Below are 17,069 nucleotides of genomic sequence, written 5' to 3'. Positions count from 1 at the left end.
GTCCTTCTGGTCGGGTCGTGCGGGTCGGACGGTCGGACGGACGGACTACTTGGCGGGGCCGAGCTCGATCGGCACGCCGACGAGGGAGCCGTACTCGGTCCAGGAACCGTCGTAGTTCTTGACGTTCTCCTGGCCGAGCAGCTCGTGGAGCACGAACCAGGTGAGCGCGGAGCGCTCACCGATGCGGCAGTAGGCGATGGTGTCCTTCGCCAGGTCGACCTGCTCGTTCTCGTAGAGCGCCTTGAGCTCGTCGTCCGACTTGAAGGTGCCGTCGTCGTTGGCGTTCTTCGACCACGGGATGTTGCGGGCGCTCGGCACGTGGCCGGGGCGCTGCGACTGCTCCTGCGGGAGGTGGGCCGGGGCGAGCAGCTTGCCGCTGAACTCGTCGGGCGAGCGCACGTCGACCAGGTTCTGGCTGCCGATGGCCTTGACGACGTCGTCGCGGTAGGCGCGGATCGACTCGTCCTGCGGCTTGGCCGTGTACTGCGTCGCCGGGCGCGTCGGGACGGCGTCGGTCAGGTCGCGGGAGTCGAGCTCCCACTTCTTGCGGCCGCCGTCGAGGAGCTTCACGTTCTCGTGGCCGTACAGCTTGAAGTACCAGTAGGCGTAGGAGGCGAACCAGTTGTTGTTGCCGCCGTAGAGGACGACCAGGGTGTCGTTGCCGATGCCCTTCTCGCTGAGCAGCTTCTCGAAGCCGGCCTGGTCGACGAAGTCCCTGCGGACCGGGTCCTGGAGGTCCTTGGTCCAGTCGATCCGGATCGCGTTCCTGATGTGGTTCTTCTCGTACGCCGAGGTGTCCTCGTCCACCTCGACGATGGCGACCTGCGGGTCGTCGATGTGGGCCTCGACCCAGTCGGCGTCTACCAGGACATCGCTGCGGCTCATGTTGTTCTCCTCCGGGGCAGTCTGCGGCGGGGTGGTGCGAGATGCGGGGTGCGGGTGTAGGCGCGAAGGCACGGAACGCGGCGCGTACGGGGCACGGGGCCGGCCCTGACGACGGTCGAAGGGCCGGGGAGAAACGGGACGATGCGAACGCCCCGCTCAGAAGGTGCGACAGAGCATGGCGGCGACGCGGCACAGGTCTACTGCCCGCCGCTTCGTGAGATCCGCCTGTCGCTTCATGGGTCCGATCGTAGGGAGGTACGGACGGAGATGTCACCGTCGTGTCGCATGATGAGACACGATCGTCCGTGGAGTGAGACCGAGGAGGGGTGGGCGGGCCCGGGATCCAGCGCGGGGACCCCCGGGCCTGCTCCGTATCTGCGGACCGGACGCGGGCGTCTCACTATCCGGATCAGTCGTGCCGTCAGCCGGATCGGTCCTGCCGTCAGCGGGGCGGGAGGGGCCGTCGGGGAGCGCGGGGCGGCCGGGTCAGCCTGTCAGGGAGACCTCCGAGCCGGTCACCGAGATCTCCAGGCCCTTCTCGGTCACCTTGACCTCCCGCAGCTCCAGGCCCTTCGGCAGTCCGTCGACGTCGCCCTGGAAGTCGGTCTTCTCGCGGACCAGTCGCTCGACGCCGGGCAGCCCCTCGCCCGGCACCTTGTCCGCGCGCACCTTGATCGTGTGGCCGTCGACGCGGGTCACGGTGGACAGCACGCTGCGCGAGATCGGCCGGCCGAGGAGCTCGACGGTGCCGGTGACCTTCGCCTTGCCGTTGCCGCCGTACTCCACGACGACGCCGTCGCTGGCCGCCGCCGTCAGGTCCGCGTAGCTGACGAGCGCGGTGCCGGTGGCGCGGGCGGCCGTGGCGCTCCGGTAGCCGGAGCCGAGCTTCACGTCGTGCAGCTCGGCCCGGACCTCGCTGACCCGTATCGCACGGCCGGCGGCGCTGGTCTCCATGCCGGTGAGGTTGACGTCGACCCGGTCGAGCCGCGAGGCGGCGAGCTGGGTGAGGAAGGGGAAGCCCTTGATCGAGATCTCCGTGGTGGCGGGCCCGCCCCCGCTGATCGTGACCCGGTCCTCGGCCTCGGACTCGGCGAAATAGACAGCCGCACGGTCGACGGCGAGGAAGAGGCCGCCGAGCACCACCACCAGGACCAGCAGTATTCGCAGCGCGCGCATGTCTCGTTCCCCCACCTGAGCCGATCGGTCCCCCTGGCGCCCGTGAGCCTACTGCCGCAGAAGCGGGACGCCCTGAATGATCGACGACCGACGGCCCCGGATCGGTTCCCGGGGGCCGTCGGCGACGGTGGGGCGGTGGGGCGGTGGGGCGGTCAGAGGATGGCGCGGCCGACCAGGTAGACGGCCGGGGCCGCCACGGTCAGCGGCAGCGCCACTCCGGCGGTCATGTGCACGAACCGGGACGGGTAGTCGTAGCTCGCCACCCGCAGCCCGATGAGCACGCACCCGCCGACCGCGAGGCCGAGCAGCACGCCCTTCGCCCCGACGTCGGCCGTATTGCCGAAGATGAGGCCCGCACCCGCACCCGCACCCGCGAGCAGGGTCACCGCGATGGAGGCGATGCCGGGCAGCGGAAGGGCACGGACGAGCGTGGCCGCCGCGACGGCCGCACCGCCCACCGTCACCGCGTCCGGGACCGCCGCGAGGAATCCGCCCGCGAGCACCGCGAGCGACGCCGAGACGACCGTGGCCATCAGGCCGTGCATCCGCTCGTCGGCCCCCGCGTGGCTGCGGAGCTGGAGGACCACGGTGAGCAGCACCCAGACGCCCAGGGTGCCCAGCAGCGCGGCGGGTCCGTGCTCCCGGCCCGCGACGAGCAGCGCGAGGTCGGCGACCAGCCCCCCGGCGAAGGCGAGCGCGATGCCCTGACGGGCGGGCCACATGCCGTTGAGCCGGAACCATCCGGCGGCCGTCACCGCCTGGAGGAGCACCACCGGAACGAGCAGCGCGTACGGCCCGATCGCCGCGCCCCCCGCGAGCAGCAGGCCGAGCACGGCGGTGAGCACCGCGGGCTGCATCCCCGGCGCGATGATCGGCGAGCGCCCTTCGGCGCGGGCCCGCTGGGCGTCGGTGAGCCGGGCGTTGCCCAGCGTCGTGGGCGCGCTGTACCCCGTGTCGCCGGCCTCCGGCCGCACGGTCATGGGCTCGGGGGCGGGCACGGGTGCGGCGGGGGCGGGGGGAGCGGCGGGCGTGGCCGGGACCTCGGGCGGCAGCGGGTAGGACCCCGAAGCCCCCTGGGGCGGCAGATAAGCGGTGTCGGCCGCCGAGGCCGCCGAGCGCCGGTACGGCTGGTGCTGCTGCGGATCCTGGTACTGCTGGTGCGGATCCTGGTACTGCTGCTGGTACTGCGGATCCTGCTGTTGCTGTTGCTGTTGGTGTTGGTGTTGGTGTTGGTGCTGGTGCTGGTACTGCGGATCCTGGTACTGCTGCCCGTACGGAGGGTGCGGCTCCGGCGCCGCGTACGGGCCGGGCTGCTGCTGTCCGTACGGATCGGGCTGCTGCGGCTGCCCGTAACCCTGTCCCGGCCCCTGCCCCTGCCCCAGATCCCCCGCCCGGTGCTGTTCCCCGTCCGGGCGAATCGTCGGCTGGTACTGCGTGTCCCAGGTCGGCGCCTGCCACGTCTGCGTCCCGCCCTGGTCGAAGCCGGCCGGGTCCTGGGGCGCGGCGGACTGCCCGGCCGTCCCGTCGGGCCAGTGCGGCGACGCCGGCTGCTGCTGCCGCTCGGGGTCGTACGGATACGGGTACTGCTGATCGTTGCTGCTCATGGCCTGCGGTTCACCCTCCTGCGAACGGCGGGAGCACCTCGACCGTGCCGCCCTCGGCAAGGCGTACGGTCTCATGCCCACGGGTGCCGACGGGGTTCCCGTCGATGAGGAACGAGCACCGCCGGAGCACCTGGCTCAGTTCGCCGGGGTGCCTCTCGCGCACCGCGTCGAGCGCCTCGGCGAGGGTCTCCGCCGCGTACGGTTCCTCCGCGGTGCCCGCCGCGGCCTTGGCCGCGGCCCAGTAGCGGATCGTCCCCGCTGCCATGGCGCCACTCCTTCGGGTCGGTTCGTCGGACGCCTCGTGCGTCAGCTCTCCATGATGGGTCACGCGCGCGGTGCGGCCGTCGCCCAGTCGGCGATACGGGCCAGCAGGGCGTCGTCCGCCGCGTTCTCGGCGTGGCCCATCCCCCGCTCCAGCCACAGCTCCGCGCCGCCGGGCCCGGCCGCCTCGGCCAGCATCCTCGGATGGTCCAGCGGGAAGTAGGGGTCCAGGTCGCCGTGCACGAGCAGCAGCGGGGCCGGGGCGATGAGCGGGACCGCGGCGACCGGGGAGAGCGGGACGGGGTCCCAGTCCGCGGTCGCGATGCGGGTACGGAGTCCGTAGCGCCCGACGAGGCGGCCCGAGGGGCGGGTGACCACCCAGTGCAGCCGGCGCATCGGGGCCGTCCCCCGGTAGTACCAGCGAGCGGGAGCGCTGACGGAGACCACCGCGTCCGAGTGCGCCCCCGCGCTCCCCGCGCTCCCCGTACGCCCCGCGCGCGCCGGTACCCGAACGGCCGTATGCCCCGTCAGGGATTCCGCGGGTCCCGCCGCGTACAGGGCGCCGTGCCGGAGCACCACCGAGCCGCCCATCGAGAACCCGACCGTCACCACCCGGGAGTGCCCCAGCTCCCGCGCCCAGGCCACCGCGGCGGCCAGGTCCAGCACCTCGCGGTCGCCCACCGTGGAGCGTCCGCCGGACCGCCCGTGGCCCCGGAACGAGAACGTGACCACGCCCGCACGCCGGGCGAAGACCCGTGCGGCGCGCCGCACGGCGGGGCGGTCGGCCGAGCCCGTGAACCCGTGCGCGACGACGATCGCGGGGGTCGCCGCAGGTCCCTCGCCCGCTTCGCCCCCCGGTGTCCCGGCACCCGCCGTACACGGTTCGTACACCGCCTCGACCGGTACGCCGTCATCCGTCCGCAACGTGGCGAAGCGTGGAGGTCGCGTGAGCAAGGGAACAGAAGAACTCGGGAATCGACCCTCGGGCGCGGAACTCATGTGGGCTATTCTGCTGCGAAGAGGATCCGGGCAATGCAGCCCCCGGGTCCTTTTGTGCTTTACCGGCGTTGTTACGACGACGTTTCAACAAGCTCAGCGGTCCCAGGGCGCGGGACCGCACCGTGAAACCCGCATGACGCGGACCGCACGACCGCATGACCGCATGACCGCATGACGTACGAAGCAGTGCCGCATACTCCCCCGGGTCCGACCCGGGAGTGCCCCTCTCGCAGGGAACGAGGAGGACCGACGTAATGGGCGAGCGAACCGTGCAACACGATCGACCGAACCAGGCAGGTGGCCGGCGATGAGTTCACTGCTGCTTCTGACGAACGCACTCCAGCCGTCGACGGAGGTGCTCCCCGCTCTCGGGCTCCTGCTCCACAGCGTGCGGGTGGCCCCCGCCGAGGGCCCGGCCCTCGTGGACACCCCGGGCGCCGACGTGATACTCGTCGACGGGCGGCGCGACCTTCCGCAGGTCCGCTCGCTCTGTCAGCTGCTGCGGTCCACGGGGCCCGGCTGTCCGCTGATACTCGTCGTCACCGAGGGCGGTCTCGCGGCCGTCACCGCCGACTGGGGCATCGACGACGTCCTGCTGGACACGGCGGGACCGGCCGAGGTCGAGGCCCGGCTGCGGCTGGCCATGGGCCGCCGACAGATCACCTCCGACGACTCCCCGATGGAGATCCGCAACGGTGATCTCTCCGTCGACGAGGCGACGTACAGCGCGAAACTCAAGGGCCGGGTCCTGGACCTGACCTTCAAGGAATTCGAACTGCTGAAGTACCTCGCCCAGCACCCGGGCCGGGTGTTCACCCGTGCGCAGCTCCTCCAGGAGGTCTGGGGCTACGACTACTTCGGCGGTACGCGGACGGTCGACGTCCACGTACGGCGGCTGCGCGCCAAGCTCGGCCCCGAGCACGAGTCGCTGATCGGCACCGTGCGCAACGTCGGTTACCGCTTCGTCACGCCGGAGAAGGTCGAGCGCGCGGCGGAGGAGGCGAAGGACCGGGCCGCCGCCCAGCGGCAGCGCCAGTCGAGGGAAACCGGGGCCGTCGCCCGTTCGGAGCAGTCCCCGGCCGCCGAGGTGACGGAAGAAGCCCCGGTGGAGGCTGCCAAGAGGTAGGTCCATCCGCGTAGACTGCGGCGCGTGGCCAAGGTGACGCGGGACGATGTGGCGAGACTGGCGGGGACGTCGACCGCGGTCGTCAGCTACGTCATCAACAACGGACCCCGGCCGGTCGCCCCGGCCACGCGCGAGCGGGTGCTCGCCGCGATCAAGCAGTTGGGCTACCGGCCCGACCGGGTCGCCCAGGCCATGGCCTCGCGCCGCACGGACCTCATAGGAATGATCGTGCCGGACGCCCGGCAGCCGTTCTTCGCGGAGATGGCGCACGCGGTCGAACAGGCCGCCGCCGAGCGCGGGAAAATGGTGCTCGTCGGCAACTCCGACTACCGCGACGAGCGCGAGGTCCACTATCTGCGGGCCTTCCTCGGTATGCGCGTCTCCGGGCTGATCCTGGTCAGCCAGGGCCCCAGCGAGCGCGCCGCCGCCGAGATCGAGGCCTGGGACGCCCGGGTCGTCCTGCTGCACGAGCGCCCCGAGGCGATCGACGACGTCGCCGTCGTCACCGACGACGTGGGCGGCGCCCAGCTCGCCACCCGGCATCTGCTGGAGCACGGCAACGCGTACGTGGCCTGCCTCGGCGGCACGGAGGAGACCCCGGTGGTCGGCGACCCGGTCGCCGACCACGTCGAGGGCTGGCGACGGGCGATGCACGAGTCGGGCCGCTCCACGGAGGGCCGGCTCTTCCAGGCCCCGTACAACCGTTACGACGCCTATCAGGTGGCCCTCGGGCTGCTGGCGGGCCCGGACAGGCCCCCGGCGATCTTCTGCGCCACGGACGACCAGGCCTTCGGCGTGCTGCGGGCCGCCCGTGAGCTGCGCATCGACGTGCCGGGCGAGCTGGCGGTGGCGGGCTTCGACGACGTGAAGGAAGCCGGCCTCACCGATCCGCCGCTGACCACGGTCCACTCCGACCGCCCGGCGATGGCGCGGGCGGCGGTGGACCTGGTGCTGGACGACTCGCTGCGGGTCTCGGGATCGCGGCGCGAGCGGCTGAAGCAGTTCCCCTCCGCACTGGTGGTCCGGCGCTCGTGCGGCTGCGGGGAGCCCCCGGCGTCCGCCTGACCGCCCGCTCTTCGGATCCTCGGCCCTCCTTCGGGTCTTCTTCGGGCCTCCTTCGGGTCTTCTTCGGGCCTCCTTCGGCCCTCCTTCGGGTCTTCTTCGGGTCTTCTTCGGCCCTTCGGTCCTTACAGCGGGCATACGCGGTTCTTCCGGGCTTCTCAGGACGTACTCAGGCCCTTCTCATCTTCGTTGACCAGCCTGGTGGACATGACGGAGAGCCTTCGCCCCAGCGGCGCGTACACCACGGACCAGGACCCGACCCCGTACGGCTACGGCACGTCGTACGACGGCACGGCGCACACCGGTGCGGCCGGCGGCTACCCGCCGCCGCCCCCGTACGCCCCCACCACCAGGCGCCGGGCGAAGCGGCCGGTCGCGCTGCTGGCGGCGGTGGCGCTCGCGGCGGGCGTGATCGGCGGCGGCACCGCGACCCTCGTCGGCCAGCTGAACGACGGTGGCTCCGGAGCCACCGGCTCGGGCGGCGCGGTCAACGGCACCACCGTCTCGCAGAGCAGCAAGGGCACCGTCTCGGGCGTCGCGGAGGCGGTCTCGCCCGCGATCGTGGAGATCGGCGCGGCCTCGTCGGCGGGCAACTCCACCGGGTCGGGCGTGGTGATCACCGAGGACGGCGAGATCGTCACCAACAACCACGTCATCTCGGGCGCGCAGCAGATCCAGGTCACGCTCTCCACCGGCAAGACCTATACGGCCGACGTCGTGGGCACCGACCCCGACAAGGACCTCGCGCTCATCAAGCTCCGGGGCGCGAGCGGCATGAAGACGGCGACGCTCGGCGATTCCTCGCAGGTCAAGGTCGGCGACCAGGTCGTGGCGATCGGCTCGCCCGAGGGCTTGACCGGCACCGTCACCAGCGGCATCGTCTCCGCGCTCGACCGGGACGTCACCGTCGCCAAGGACGACTCCGGCAGCTCCGGACAGGGGCAGGGCCAGGGCCGGCAGGGTGGGGGCCAGCAGTGGCCGTTCGAGTTCGGGGGACAGCAGTTCAACGGCGACACGGGCGAGGAGACGACCACGTACAAGGCGCTCCAGACCGACGCGTCGCTCAACCCCGGCAACTCCGGCGGTGCGCTGATCAACATGGACGGTGAGATCATCGGCATCAACTCCGCGATGTACGCGCCGAGTTCCTCGGCGGCGGGCAGTGGTTCCGCGGCGGGCAGCGTCGGGCTCGGCTTCGCGATCCCGGTGGACACCCTCAAGGCCGACCTGGACACCCTGCGCGCGGGCGGCGGCTCCTGATCCCGTACACCACCCCGGCCGTGCAAGGCTGAGTGCGCCCCCGTCGGCCGGAACGAGAAGAGGACGAGACAGCGATGAGCCCCGCCGAAGACGATCCCCAGCGCATCCTGATCGTCGACGACGAGCCGGCCGTGCGCGAGGCGCTCCAGCGCAGCCTCGCCTTCGAGGGATACGGGACACGGGTCGCGGTCGACGGGTACGACGCCCTGGCCATGGCCGAGGCCTACGCCCCCGACCTCATCGTCCTGGACATCCAGATGCCCCGGATGGACGGCCTCACCGCCGCCCGCCGCATCCGGGCCACCGGCTCGACCACGCCCATCCTCATGCTCACCGCACGCGACACCGTCGGCGACCGGGTCACCGGCCTCGACGCGGGCGCGGACGACTACCTGGTCAAGCCGTTCGAGCTGGACGAACTGTTCGCCCGCATCCGGGCCCTGCTGCGCCGCAGCTCCTACGCCTCGGCGGCGGGCACGGACGCCCCCGACGACGACGTCCTGTCCTTCGCCGACCTGCGGATGGACCTGGCGACCCGCGAGGTCACCCGGGGCGAGCGGCGGGTCGAGCTGACCCGTACCGAGTTCACGCTGCTGGAGATGTTCCTGTCCCACCCGCGCCAGGTGCTGACCCGGGAACAGATCCTCAAGGCCGTCTGGGGCTTCGACTTCGAGCCGAGCTCCAACTCCCTGGACGTGTACGTGATGTATCTGCGCCGCAAGACGGAGGCGGGCGGCGAGCCGCGCCTCGTCCACACCGTGCGCGGGGTGGGGTACGCGCTGCGCACGGGCGGGAGCGGGGAGGCGTGAGCGGTCCGGCGCCCACCGCGCACGGGCGGGAGCGGGCCGGTATGAGCCCGGTGCGCCGGTTCCGGGCGCTGCCGCTGCGCTCCCGGCTCGCGATGCTGGTCGCGACGGCGGTCGCGGTGGCGGTCGCCGCGGTGGCGGCGGCCTGCTGGTTCGTGACCCGGGAGCAGTTGGAGGGCCAGCTCGACGACTCGCTGCGCAACGCGAAGATGGACAACGCGCCGATGCGCGATCTGCTGAGCTCGTGCCTGAGCGGCGGGCAGTTGCCCGCGCAGGAGTTCCCCGGCCAGTACACCGTGCAGATCGTCGCGGCGAACGGCGACTACTGCACGGCCCCGAACACCACGCCCGTCCCCGCCCAGCCCAGCGACATCGCCGTGGCGGCGGGGCGGGAGACCGATGCCCTGCACACGACGGAGAACGACGCCGGACAGGACATGCGGGTCTACACCCGCAAGCTGCCGCCGGTAGTCGGCTCCGGCCAGGCCAACAATCAGCTCGCGGTCTCGGTGGCCCGACCCCTCAGCGAGATCGACGCGCCGCTGTCCACGCTCGCCTGGGTGCTGGCCCTCGTCGGCGGCATCGGCGCCCTCGGCGCGGGCGCGGCCGGGCTGTGGATCGCGCGCGCCGGGCTCCGGCCGGTCGACGAACTCACCGAGGCCGTCGAGCACGTGGCCCGCACCGAGGACCTGACCGTACGCATCCCGGTGGACGGCGAGGACGAGATCGCCCGGCTCTCCAGCTCCTTCAACTCGATGACGGCCCAGCTCGCCTCCTCCCGCGACCGCCAGGCCCAGCTGATCGCGGACGCGGGCCACGAGCTGCGCACCCCGCTGACCTCGCTCCGGACGAACGTGGAGCTACTGGCCCGCAGCGACGAGACGGGCCGGATGATCCCGCCGGAGGACCGCAAGGCGCTGATGGCCTCGGTGAAGGCCCAGATGACGGAGTTGGCCGCGCTGATCGGCGACCTCCAGGAACTGGCCCGCCCCGACGCGGCCGAGCCCGGCCCGCTCCAGGTGGTGGCCCTGCACGAGACCACCCGCACCGCCCTGCGCCGCGCCCGCCTGCGCGGCCCGGAGCTGACGATCACGGAAGACCTGGCCCCCTGGTACGTACGCGCGGAGCCGGCCGCCCTGGAGCGGGCGATCGTCAACGTCCTGGACAACGCGGTGAAGTTCAGCCCGCCGCGCGGCACGGTCGACGTGCGGCTGCACCGGGGCGAGCTGACCGTCCGGGACCGGGGCCCCGGCATCCCCGCCGAGGACCTCCCGCACGTCTTCGAACGCTTCTGGCGCTCACCGACCGCCCGTCAGCTCCCCGGCTCGGGCCTGGGCCTGTCCATCGTGGCCCGTACGGTGCACCAGGCGGGCGGCTCGATCGCCCTGCGCCCGGCCCCGGACGCCGGCCCCGGCACCGTGGCGGCGCTCACCCTGCCGGGGGCGCCGACGCCGCCGCCGGGGCTGTGAGGCCGGGGCGGAGGGCGCCGCTCACCCCGTCGGGTTGTGCCGGATCAGCGACTCGACCAGGCCGGACCGCTGGTTCGGGTAGTCCAGCGGGACGATGCCGAGCCCCGTCCACCCGGCGGTCTCCGCGCGCTCCAGGAAGGAGTGCACCTGCGGGTTGAGCCGGTCGGCGTTCCAGCGGGGCGGCATCAGGGCGGCGGTGGAGACGTAGTTCATGAAGAACTTGCCCGGCTGCTGGGCCGCCTTGCGGAACTGGGCTTCGATCTTGGGGTACTTGGCGAACGGCTCCGCCATGTAGTCGTCCTGGATGTCGAAGAGGGCCTGGTCCCCGTACCGCACCCCGGGCAGCCCTCCGTTGTCCGCGAGCAGCACCACCTTGCCCCGGGCCGCGCCGAGGTCGGGCAGGGTGGCGTCGAGGTGGAACAGCGACCGCCAGCCGCGTACGTCCAGGTAGTCGTCGAAGACCGCCCGGAACGCGGCGTCGCTCTCCGAGGAGTGCTCCTGCTTGACCCGCATCAGCACGGTCTCGGTCGGCCGCGTGGCGAGGAAGTCCCGGCAGGCGACGAGGACGTCGCCGAACATCATGTTCTGGAACGCAGCCCCGTGGTGGATCGCGAACGAGCCGTCGATGAGCCGGCACCGTACGTCGAGGAAACGGATGCCGCCGGCCAACTGCTGCGCGATCGTGGTGTTCTGGCACTCCGCCCAGGGGCCGCCGAACCGGGCCCCCGAGTCGTGCGTGCCCGGGATCGTGAGCCGCCGGAGTGCGGTGCCGTCGGGCAGGGCGGCCATCCAGTCCCACGTCCCCCGGACCGCCCGGCCGGCCTCCCGCGTGGCGGCGACGGCGGGCGCCGCGCCGACGATCGCGGTGGCGGAGACGGCGAGGGCGCCGGCCAGGAAGCCTCTGCGGGAGGGCCGGGACAGGGGCTCGGGCAGCAGAGGCCCGGACGCGCGGGCGGGACGGGGAGTGGGGCTGGGAGTGGGGCTGGGACTGGACATGCGGGGTGCCTCCAAGGGCCGTGGGGGGGGAGCAGGGGGTGTGTCCGGCCCCCTGGGCCCTTGGATTCTGACGGGCGCACGTCACCTCTGGAAGAGGGCCGGGGCCCCGGCCTCCTCCGGAGGTGACCCCCGGCCGCGCTCGCCGGTTCAGCCCGCGTGCTGGTACGAGGCGTAGGTGACGTACCCCGTGTCGCCCCCCTGGAAGTACGTCGCCTCGTCCTCCGGGGCGATCGGCAGCCCGGCGCGCATCCGCTCGACCAGGTCCGGGTTGGCGATGAAGGCCCGGCCGAAGCTGATGAGATCGGCGCCCAGTCCGAGCCAGCGGTCGGCGTCCGAACGCTCGGCGCGCTTGGGCCCCATCGGCAGCACCGGGTTCATGATCAGAGTTCCGGGCCACGCCCGGCGCAGGGCGACCAGCACCTCCTCGTCGGCCGTCGCCTCCAGGTGCACATAGGCCGGCTCCAGACACGCCAACTCCCGGAGCAGTGCGGTGTAGAGCTCGAGTACGTTCCGCTCCTCGACGCCCCAGAACGCCCCGCCCGGCGAGAGCCGGATGCCGGTCCTGGCCGCACCCACGGCGTCGACGGTCGCCGCCATCGCGTCGACGGCGAACCGCACCCGGTTGGCGAGGGACCCGCCGTAGCGGTCGGTGCGGAGGTTGGCGTTCGAGGAGAGGAACTGGGAGATCAAGTAGCCGTTCGCGCCGTGGAGTTCCACGCCGTCGAACCCGGCGTCGACGGCCCGGCGGGCAGCCGACGCGTAGGACTCGGCGTGCTCGGGCACCTCCGCCGTCTCCAAGGCGCGCGGCACCGGCACGGGCTGCGGGCCCGTCGGGGTGAACACCTCGCCGGTCGCCGCGACGGCGGAGGGCCCGACCGGCCGCAGTCCGTTGGTGTCCGGGTGCGAGACCCGGCCGCCGTGCATGATCTGGGCGAAGATTCGGCCGCCGTTGGCGTGGACCGCGGCGGTCACCGGCCGCCACGAGGCGACCTGCTCGTCGGTGTGGAGTCCCGGCGTACCGGGGTTGGACTGCCCGACCAGGCTCGGCTGCACCCCCTCGCTCACGATGAGCCCGGCGGACGCCCGCTGCGCGTAGTACGTGGCCATCGACGGTGTCGCCAGCCCTCCGGCGGCCGCCCGGACGCGGCTCATCGGCGCCATCACCACCCGGTTGGGCAACCGCAGGTCACCGAGGCGGTAGCTGTCGAAAAGGCTCTGGTTCATGGCGCGAATCTCCTGGTTCCATCAGCTCCGAAGCACCCGTGAACCGGGTACGGCGCTACGCTAAAACCTGACATCAATGTGAGGGGCAAGCCCGTACGGTGACCCTCTCGGCGGGAAGCGGAGGGGCCACACCATGCGCATCGGAGAACTCGCGGCCCTCACGGGGGCCAGCGTCCGGTCCCTGCGCTACTACGAGGAGCAGCGGCTCCTGACGAGCAGCCGCAGCCCGAGCGGCCAGCGGCACTACACCCACGCGGAGGTCGAGCGGGTCCACTTCATCCAGCGGCTCTACGCCGCCGGCCTGTCCAGCCGCACCATCATGAAGCTGCTGCCCTGCGTCGACGCGCCCAGCGAGGAGACCTCCGACGCGGCGATGGAGCGGATGGAGCAGGAGCGGGAGCGGCTCTCCGCGCACATCGAGGACCTTCGCGCCACCCGGGACGCCCTGGACGCCCTGATGGCCGTCAACCGGGCCCACCGCAGCACGCTGCGCCCGGAGACGCGAAGTGTCCGTGACAAAGACGGAGCAGGTCATCTTTCTTAACGGATAGCAGCGGAAGAACATATTCAGCTCGACCTTTTCCGGAATTTCCGGGACGCCCTGAAAACCTTTGCCGGGAATCTCGAACTGCCCTTACGCTGAGGTCACTTCGGGGTTCCCGGCGCGCGAGCGAGCGACGACGCCCGGACCCTTTCTCTCCACCCTCCGCGTATTCCGGATTCCGGAATACGCGGCAATGAAAAGCGAGGAAGACCTGTGCGACGCATGACCTCCACCCTCCTTTCCCTGAGCGCCCTGCTGACCGCCTCCGTCCTGGCGGCCCCGGCGGCCGGAGCCGCCCCGCACAACGACCGCGCGGCCGGCGCCTCCGCGAGCGAAGTCTCCGCAGGCGGCGTCCCCGCGGGCTGGGAGAAGGTGGACGGGGCCGACCTGGCGCGCATCACCGACGCCTCCGACAGACAGCAGGCCCTCTCCGCCTCCGGCAGAAGCGCCGCCGCCCCGGCCGACGAGTCCGGCCCCATGGCCATCAAGTCGATGCGCAACGGGAAGTTCACGACCACCGAGGTGAATTACGTCGCGCCCAACACCGGTGCATTGCGCGCCCGTTCCACCCATGTCTTCGGCGCGTGGGAGAGTTTCGCGTTCGAGTGGGACGAGGTCGGCGAGACCTTCGCCCTCAAGTCCCTCGCGAACAACCGCTACGTGGCGGTCGAGAAGAACTTCACCGGCCAGGCGCAGAACGTACTGCGGGCCCGTTCGACGACCGCCGGCGGCTGGGAGCGGTTCGTGATGTACCACAACGAGGACCTGAACCTCTACGCGCTCCGGTCCACCCTGAACAACCTCTTCGTCGCGATGGAGAACAGCTACACGGGTTCGCTCCAGTACACGCTGCGCGCCCGCTCCGCCGACGTCACCGGCTCCTGGGAGCAGTTCGACCTGTACAACATCGTCGGCTGACACCGCCCGTGGCCCGGCTCTCTCCAGCACCCGGACAGGGGCCGGGCCATGGCTCGGACAATCCACCGCCACCCCCGCACGGGCAGCCCTCCGGGGACAGGACGGGCAACAGATGCCGGGGCGCCACGGGAAACGCGAGGTACGGGCGTACCGTCCATTCCGTCCACCGATCGCCGTGCCCGAGTGAGAACCCGCAGGTACGCCCCCGGTGCAGCGCGGCGATCGTGCGCACGCGGCCGCCCCCGTCGATCAGCTCCAGGGCCCTGCGGCGCGCGTCGGGGCCCATGGTCGCCGTGAGAGCCCGCGCTTCCGACTGGAACCGCCGGATCGCCTCGACGGCGGTGGGCGCGGAGGACCGGGTGAAGCAGTCGGGGGCACTGCCGCGCAGCAGGGGGTACGTGGTGCGTTCACACCAGTACGCGCGGAGGGCGGAGCCCTCGGGGCGCGTCGGATCAGGGTCGGGGTCGCACATGGCAAGGGCCTCCTGACGTGACACCAGTAACGCCCCCCGCCCACGGCCGGCGTGACGAGCCGCGGGGAGGGGGCGCACTGCTCTCGACTCCCCCAAAGGGCGCAGACAGAGGAGGAGTTGGCCGCCACGTGACGGGACGGCACATCCGGAAGCTAGCGCGTGATGCGGGCGCGTATCAAGTGTTTGACGTCTAACGAGTGAATCTGGCTGGACAAACAAGTGATACAAACGACGAGAAGCGGTCCCCATCTGCGCCGATGGGGACCGCTCACTACCGATCAGGGCTGCTCAGGCCAGGTCGTCGAACTCGCCCTCCTTCGCACCGCCCAGGAACGCCCGAAGCTTGGTGCGCGTCGTGCGGACGATCACATCGGGGTTGTCACTCTCGCGCAGCAGGATCTCACCGCCGTGCTCGGCAAGCTCCAGGCAGGCGTTGCCCTCGGCCCCCGACGACTTCGAGGACTTGCGCCACTGAATATCCACGTACCTCACGCCTTCACACTTGTTGTGCAACCTCACGAATGAAGTCTCTCGACTTCCGCGGGTCGAGGGACAGCTCCTCGACCCGGTCCATCGCCGCTCGATAGTTCCTCAGAGGCGTTTCGGCGTCCAGGAACGCGGGTCCGGCTGCCGTGTCCGTCAGCAGAGTATCCAGCTGCGGAACAGGGCCGTAGACATACTGCGTCGAGCTTCCCGTCTCCGGGAAACCGCCGGCGGCGAAGGGAACCACCCGGATGGTCACGTTGTCCCGCTCCGATTCGCGCAGCAGGTGCTCCAACTGACCGCGCGCGACGCCCGAGTCGCCGTACGTCATCCGTAGCGCCGCCTCGTGAATGAGGAACGTACAGGTCGGCGGGTTCTCCCGGTCGAGAACATCTCGGCGCTTGAGCCGGTGGGAGAGCAGCCGTCGCCTGCGCGCCGGGGGCAGCTCCGGGACCGCCTCCGCGAAGACGGCGCGCGCGTAGTCCTCGTTCTGGAGCAGACCCGGCATGTACATAATCAGCACCGCCCGGATGCCGACGGCATGGTGCTCAAGCTCCGCCAGGTCGAGCGTTCCGCTGGTCAGGTCGCCGCGATACTCCTCCCACCAGCCCCGCCCCCGCTCGTCGGCCATCGCGGCGAGCGCATCCACGTAGGCCTCGTCAGGACACGCATAGCCACCGGCCCAGGCACGCACCCGTTCGCCGCTCACGCCAAAGCGCCCGGACTCCGTGTTGCTGATGGCGGTGCGATCCGTACTGAGCAGGGCGGCGGCCTCGGCCAGCGCCAGGCCCGCGTGTTGCCGCATCTTGCGCAGCTCCGCACCAACGCGACACTGCCGCGCCGTGGGTGCCTTCCTCGGTGGCATCGACGATCTCCTCTGATCGGCTCACAGTCTGGCTGGCACGCCCACGGTAATCCATTCGGTCTCTTAATTTTCCAGATGCGTAGCACAAATGAGACTTACCGCTATGGTCGACCACACACCGCGCTTCACCCCGGGTCCTCCCGAAGTGCAGTCGCATCGCCGTGCGTTGACACGTGCGGCGAGGCGGCCATCGCCACGGGCCGGGCGCAGCGCACCCGTTCACCGAACCGGACCGCATGGGGAGACCGACATGACCGCTGCATTGCCAACTCCCGTACAGCCGAACCCGATCGGCGGCGAGACCTACCGGCTCACCCTGCCGAACACCGCGAGCGCACCGCGCGTCGCGCGGGACTTCGTCACCTCACTGCTGGAGGTCAGCCGGCACCTCGGGCTGGTCGACGACGCCCGGATCTGCGTGACCGAGCTGGTCACCAACGCCCACCGCCACACCGGTACGCCACTGATCCGGGTCCACGCGACCGTCAACCGGAAGCGGGTCACCGTCACCGTCACGGATGAGGGCAGCCCGCTCACCGGCACGCTCGGCGCACCGGGGGCAGGCCTGGAGGCGGAGGGCGGGCGGGGGCTCGTCCTGGTGGAGAGCCTGGCACTGGCCTGGGGGACGCGCGGCGGCGATCGCCGACACCCCGGGCGCAAGGCCGTCTGGTTCACGCTCGGGCGGCCGGAGCCGACCCCGTGATCGTCACCCCGTGGGGCTTCGCGGTGGCAGCCCTGGCTCTCGGCGCGCTCGCCGCCGGGATCGCCCTGGCGCCGGGGCCCACCGCGAGGGAAGCGCCGCCGATGGACTCCGACCCGTCCGACCGGCGGCGCCACGAAGAAGCCGCGGACCTCCTCGGCCCCGGACACCCGATGTACGACACTTAGCCCATGTCCTACATGGTCAGTTTGAGGAACC

19 protein-coding genes are annotated in these 17,069 nt (G+C 71.6%); 9 read left to right on the top strand and 10 right to left on the bottom strand.

Annotated features, from left to right (window positions below):
* Window positions 1-45: 45 nt before the first annotated feature.
* The 6 genes from N7925_RS19435 to N7925_RS19415 form a co-directional block, all read right to left on the bottom strand.
* Window positions 46-885 (bottom strand): sulfurtransferase, encoded by an 840-nt coding sequence (locus tag N7925_RS19435; protein WP_274344604.1) that lies wholly within the window; start codon window positions 883-885, stop codon window positions 46-48.
* A 156-nt stretch (window positions 886-1,041) separates the two neighbouring features.
* Window positions 1,042-1,122: a putative leader peptide gene (locus N7925_RS36190; RefSeq protein WP_350310325.1), complete on the bottom strand. Its 81-nt coding sequence runs from the start codon at window positions 1,120-1,122 to the stop codon at window positions 1,042-1,044.
* 249 nt (window positions 1,123-1,371) lie between these two features.
* Window positions 1,372-2,061, bottom strand: coding sequence for an LmeA family phospholipid-binding protein (locus N7925_RS19430; protein ID WP_274344603.1), 690 nt, complete (start codon window positions 2,059-2,061; stop codon window positions 1,372-1,374).
* A 152-nt stretch (window positions 2,062-2,213) separates the two neighbouring features.
* Window positions 2,214-3,665, bottom strand: a complete 1,452-nt coding sequence (locus N7925_RS19425; protein ID WP_274344602.1) for a hypothetical protein — start codon at window positions 3,663-3,665, stop codon at window positions 2,214-2,216.
* Between the two features lie 10 nt (window positions 3,666-3,675).
* Complete coding sequence (locus tag N7925_RS19420; RefSeq protein WP_265600806.1) at window positions 3,676-3,930, bottom strand: MoaD/ThiS family protein; 255 nt, start codon at window positions 3,928-3,930, stop codon at window positions 3,676-3,678.
* Between the two features lie 59 nt (window positions 3,931-3,989).
* Entirely contained in the window at window positions 3,990-4,850 is an 861-nt protein-coding gene (locus N7925_RS19415; protein WP_274344601.1) for an alpha/beta hydrolase family protein, read from the bottom strand.
* 382 nt (window positions 4,851-5,232) lie between these two features.
* Here N7925_RS19415 and N7925_RS19410 point away from each other — a divergent pair, with 382 nt between their 5' ends.
* The 5 genes from N7925_RS19410 (at window position 5,233) to N7925_RS19390 (ending at window position 10,648) form a co-directional block, all read left to right on the top strand.
* Window positions 5,233-6,051, top strand: a complete 819-nt coding sequence (locus tag N7925_RS19410; protein WP_265600804.1) for a response regulator transcription factor — start codon at window positions 5,233-5,235, stop codon at window positions 6,049-6,051.
* Window positions 6,052-6,075: 24 nt separating this feature from the next.
* Complete coding sequence (locus tag N7925_RS19405) at window positions 6,076-7,116, top strand: LacI family DNA-binding transcriptional regulator (protein ID WP_097868102.1); 1,041 nt, start codon at window positions 6,076-6,078, stop codon at window positions 7,114-7,116.
* 204 nt (window positions 7,117-7,320) lie between these two features.
* Complete coding sequence (locus tag N7925_RS19400) at window positions 7,321-8,373, top strand: S1C family serine protease (RefSeq protein ID WP_274344600.1); 1,053 nt, start codon at window positions 7,321-7,323, stop codon at window positions 8,371-8,373.
* 74 nt (window positions 8,374-8,447) lie between these two features.
* A complete protein-coding gene (locus N7925_RS19395; RefSeq protein ID WP_265600802.1) occupies window positions 8,448-9,182 on the top strand; it encodes a response regulator transcription factor in 735 nt (244 codons plus the stop codon).
* A 41-nt stretch (window positions 9,183-9,223) separates the two neighbouring features.
* The gene (locus N7925_RS19390) at window positions 9,224-10,648 is read left to right on the top strand and encodes a HAMP domain-containing sensor histidine kinase (RefSeq protein WP_274346502.1); all 1,425 of its coding nucleotides are present in this window, start codon (window positions 9,224-9,226) and stop codon (window positions 10,646-10,648) included.
* A 21-nt stretch (window positions 10,649-10,669) separates the two neighbouring features.
* On the opposite strand, the gene N7925_RS19385 is transcribed toward N7925_RS19390, so the two are convergent.
* Both N7925_RS19385 and N7925_RS19380 read right to left on the bottom strand, forming a co-directional pair.
* Complete coding sequence (locus N7925_RS19385) at window positions 10,670-11,644, bottom strand: phosphatidylinositol-specific phospholipase C (RefSeq protein WP_274344599.1); 975 nt, start codon at window positions 11,642-11,644, stop codon at window positions 10,670-10,672.
* A 147-nt stretch (window positions 11,645-11,791) separates the two neighbouring features.
* Window positions 11,792-12,868 (bottom strand): alkene reductase, encoded by a 1,077-nt coding sequence (locus tag N7925_RS19380; protein ID WP_274344598.1) that lies wholly within the window; start codon window positions 12,866-12,868, stop codon window positions 11,792-11,794.
* A gap of 133 nt (window positions 12,869-13,001) precedes the next feature.
* Here N7925_RS19380 and N7925_RS19375 point away from each other — a divergent pair, with 133 nt between their 5' ends.
* Entirely contained in the window at window positions 13,002-13,412 is a 411-nt protein-coding gene (locus N7925_RS19375) for a MerR family transcriptional regulator (protein WP_274344597.1), read from the top strand.
* Between the two features lie 222 nt (window positions 13,413-13,634).
* Window positions 13,635-14,330, top strand: a complete 696-nt coding sequence (locus N7925_RS19370; RefSeq protein WP_274344596.1) for a fascin domain-containing protein — start codon at window positions 13,635-13,637, stop codon at window positions 14,328-14,330.
* Between the two features lie 760 nt (window positions 14,331-15,090).
* On the opposite strand, the gene N7925_RS19365 is transcribed toward N7925_RS19370, so the two are convergent.
* Both N7925_RS19365 and N7925_RS19360 read right to left on the bottom strand, forming a co-directional pair.
* Window positions 15,091-15,285, bottom strand: coding sequence for a DUF397 domain-containing protein (locus N7925_RS19365; protein WP_265600797.1), 195 nt, complete (start codon window positions 15,283-15,285; stop codon window positions 15,091-15,093).
* 13 nt (window positions 15,286-15,298) lie between these two features.
* Window positions 15,299-16,150 carry a DUF5753 domain-containing protein gene (locus tag N7925_RS19360; RefSeq protein WP_274344595.1) on the bottom strand — a complete coding sequence of 284 codons (852 nt, stop codon included), beginning with the start codon at window positions 16,148-16,150 and terminating at the stop codon, window positions 15,299-15,301.
* Window positions 16,151-16,400: 250 nt separating this feature from the next.
* Here N7925_RS19360 and N7925_RS19355 point away from each other — a divergent pair, with 250 nt between their 5' ends.
* Complete coding sequence (locus tag N7925_RS19355; RefSeq protein WP_274344594.1) at window positions 16,401-16,853, top strand: ATP-binding protein; 453 nt, start codon at window positions 16,401-16,403, stop codon at window positions 16,851-16,853.
* A complete protein-coding gene (locus N7925_RS19350; RefSeq protein WP_274344593.1) occupies window positions 16,850-17,038 on the top strand; it encodes a hypothetical protein in 189 nt (62 codons plus the stop codon). Before N7925_RS19355 ends, N7925_RS19350 begins: the two co-directional genes overlap by 4 nt.
* Window positions 17,039-17,069 lie beyond the last annotated feature (31 nt).

Source organism: Streptomyces sp. CA-278952 (genome assembly GCF_028747205.1).
Taxonomy (GTDB): domain Bacteria; phylum Actinomycetota; class Actinomycetes; order Streptomycetales; family Streptomycetaceae; genus Streptomyces.
This window is presented reverse-complemented; position numbering and strand designations above follow the sequence as displayed.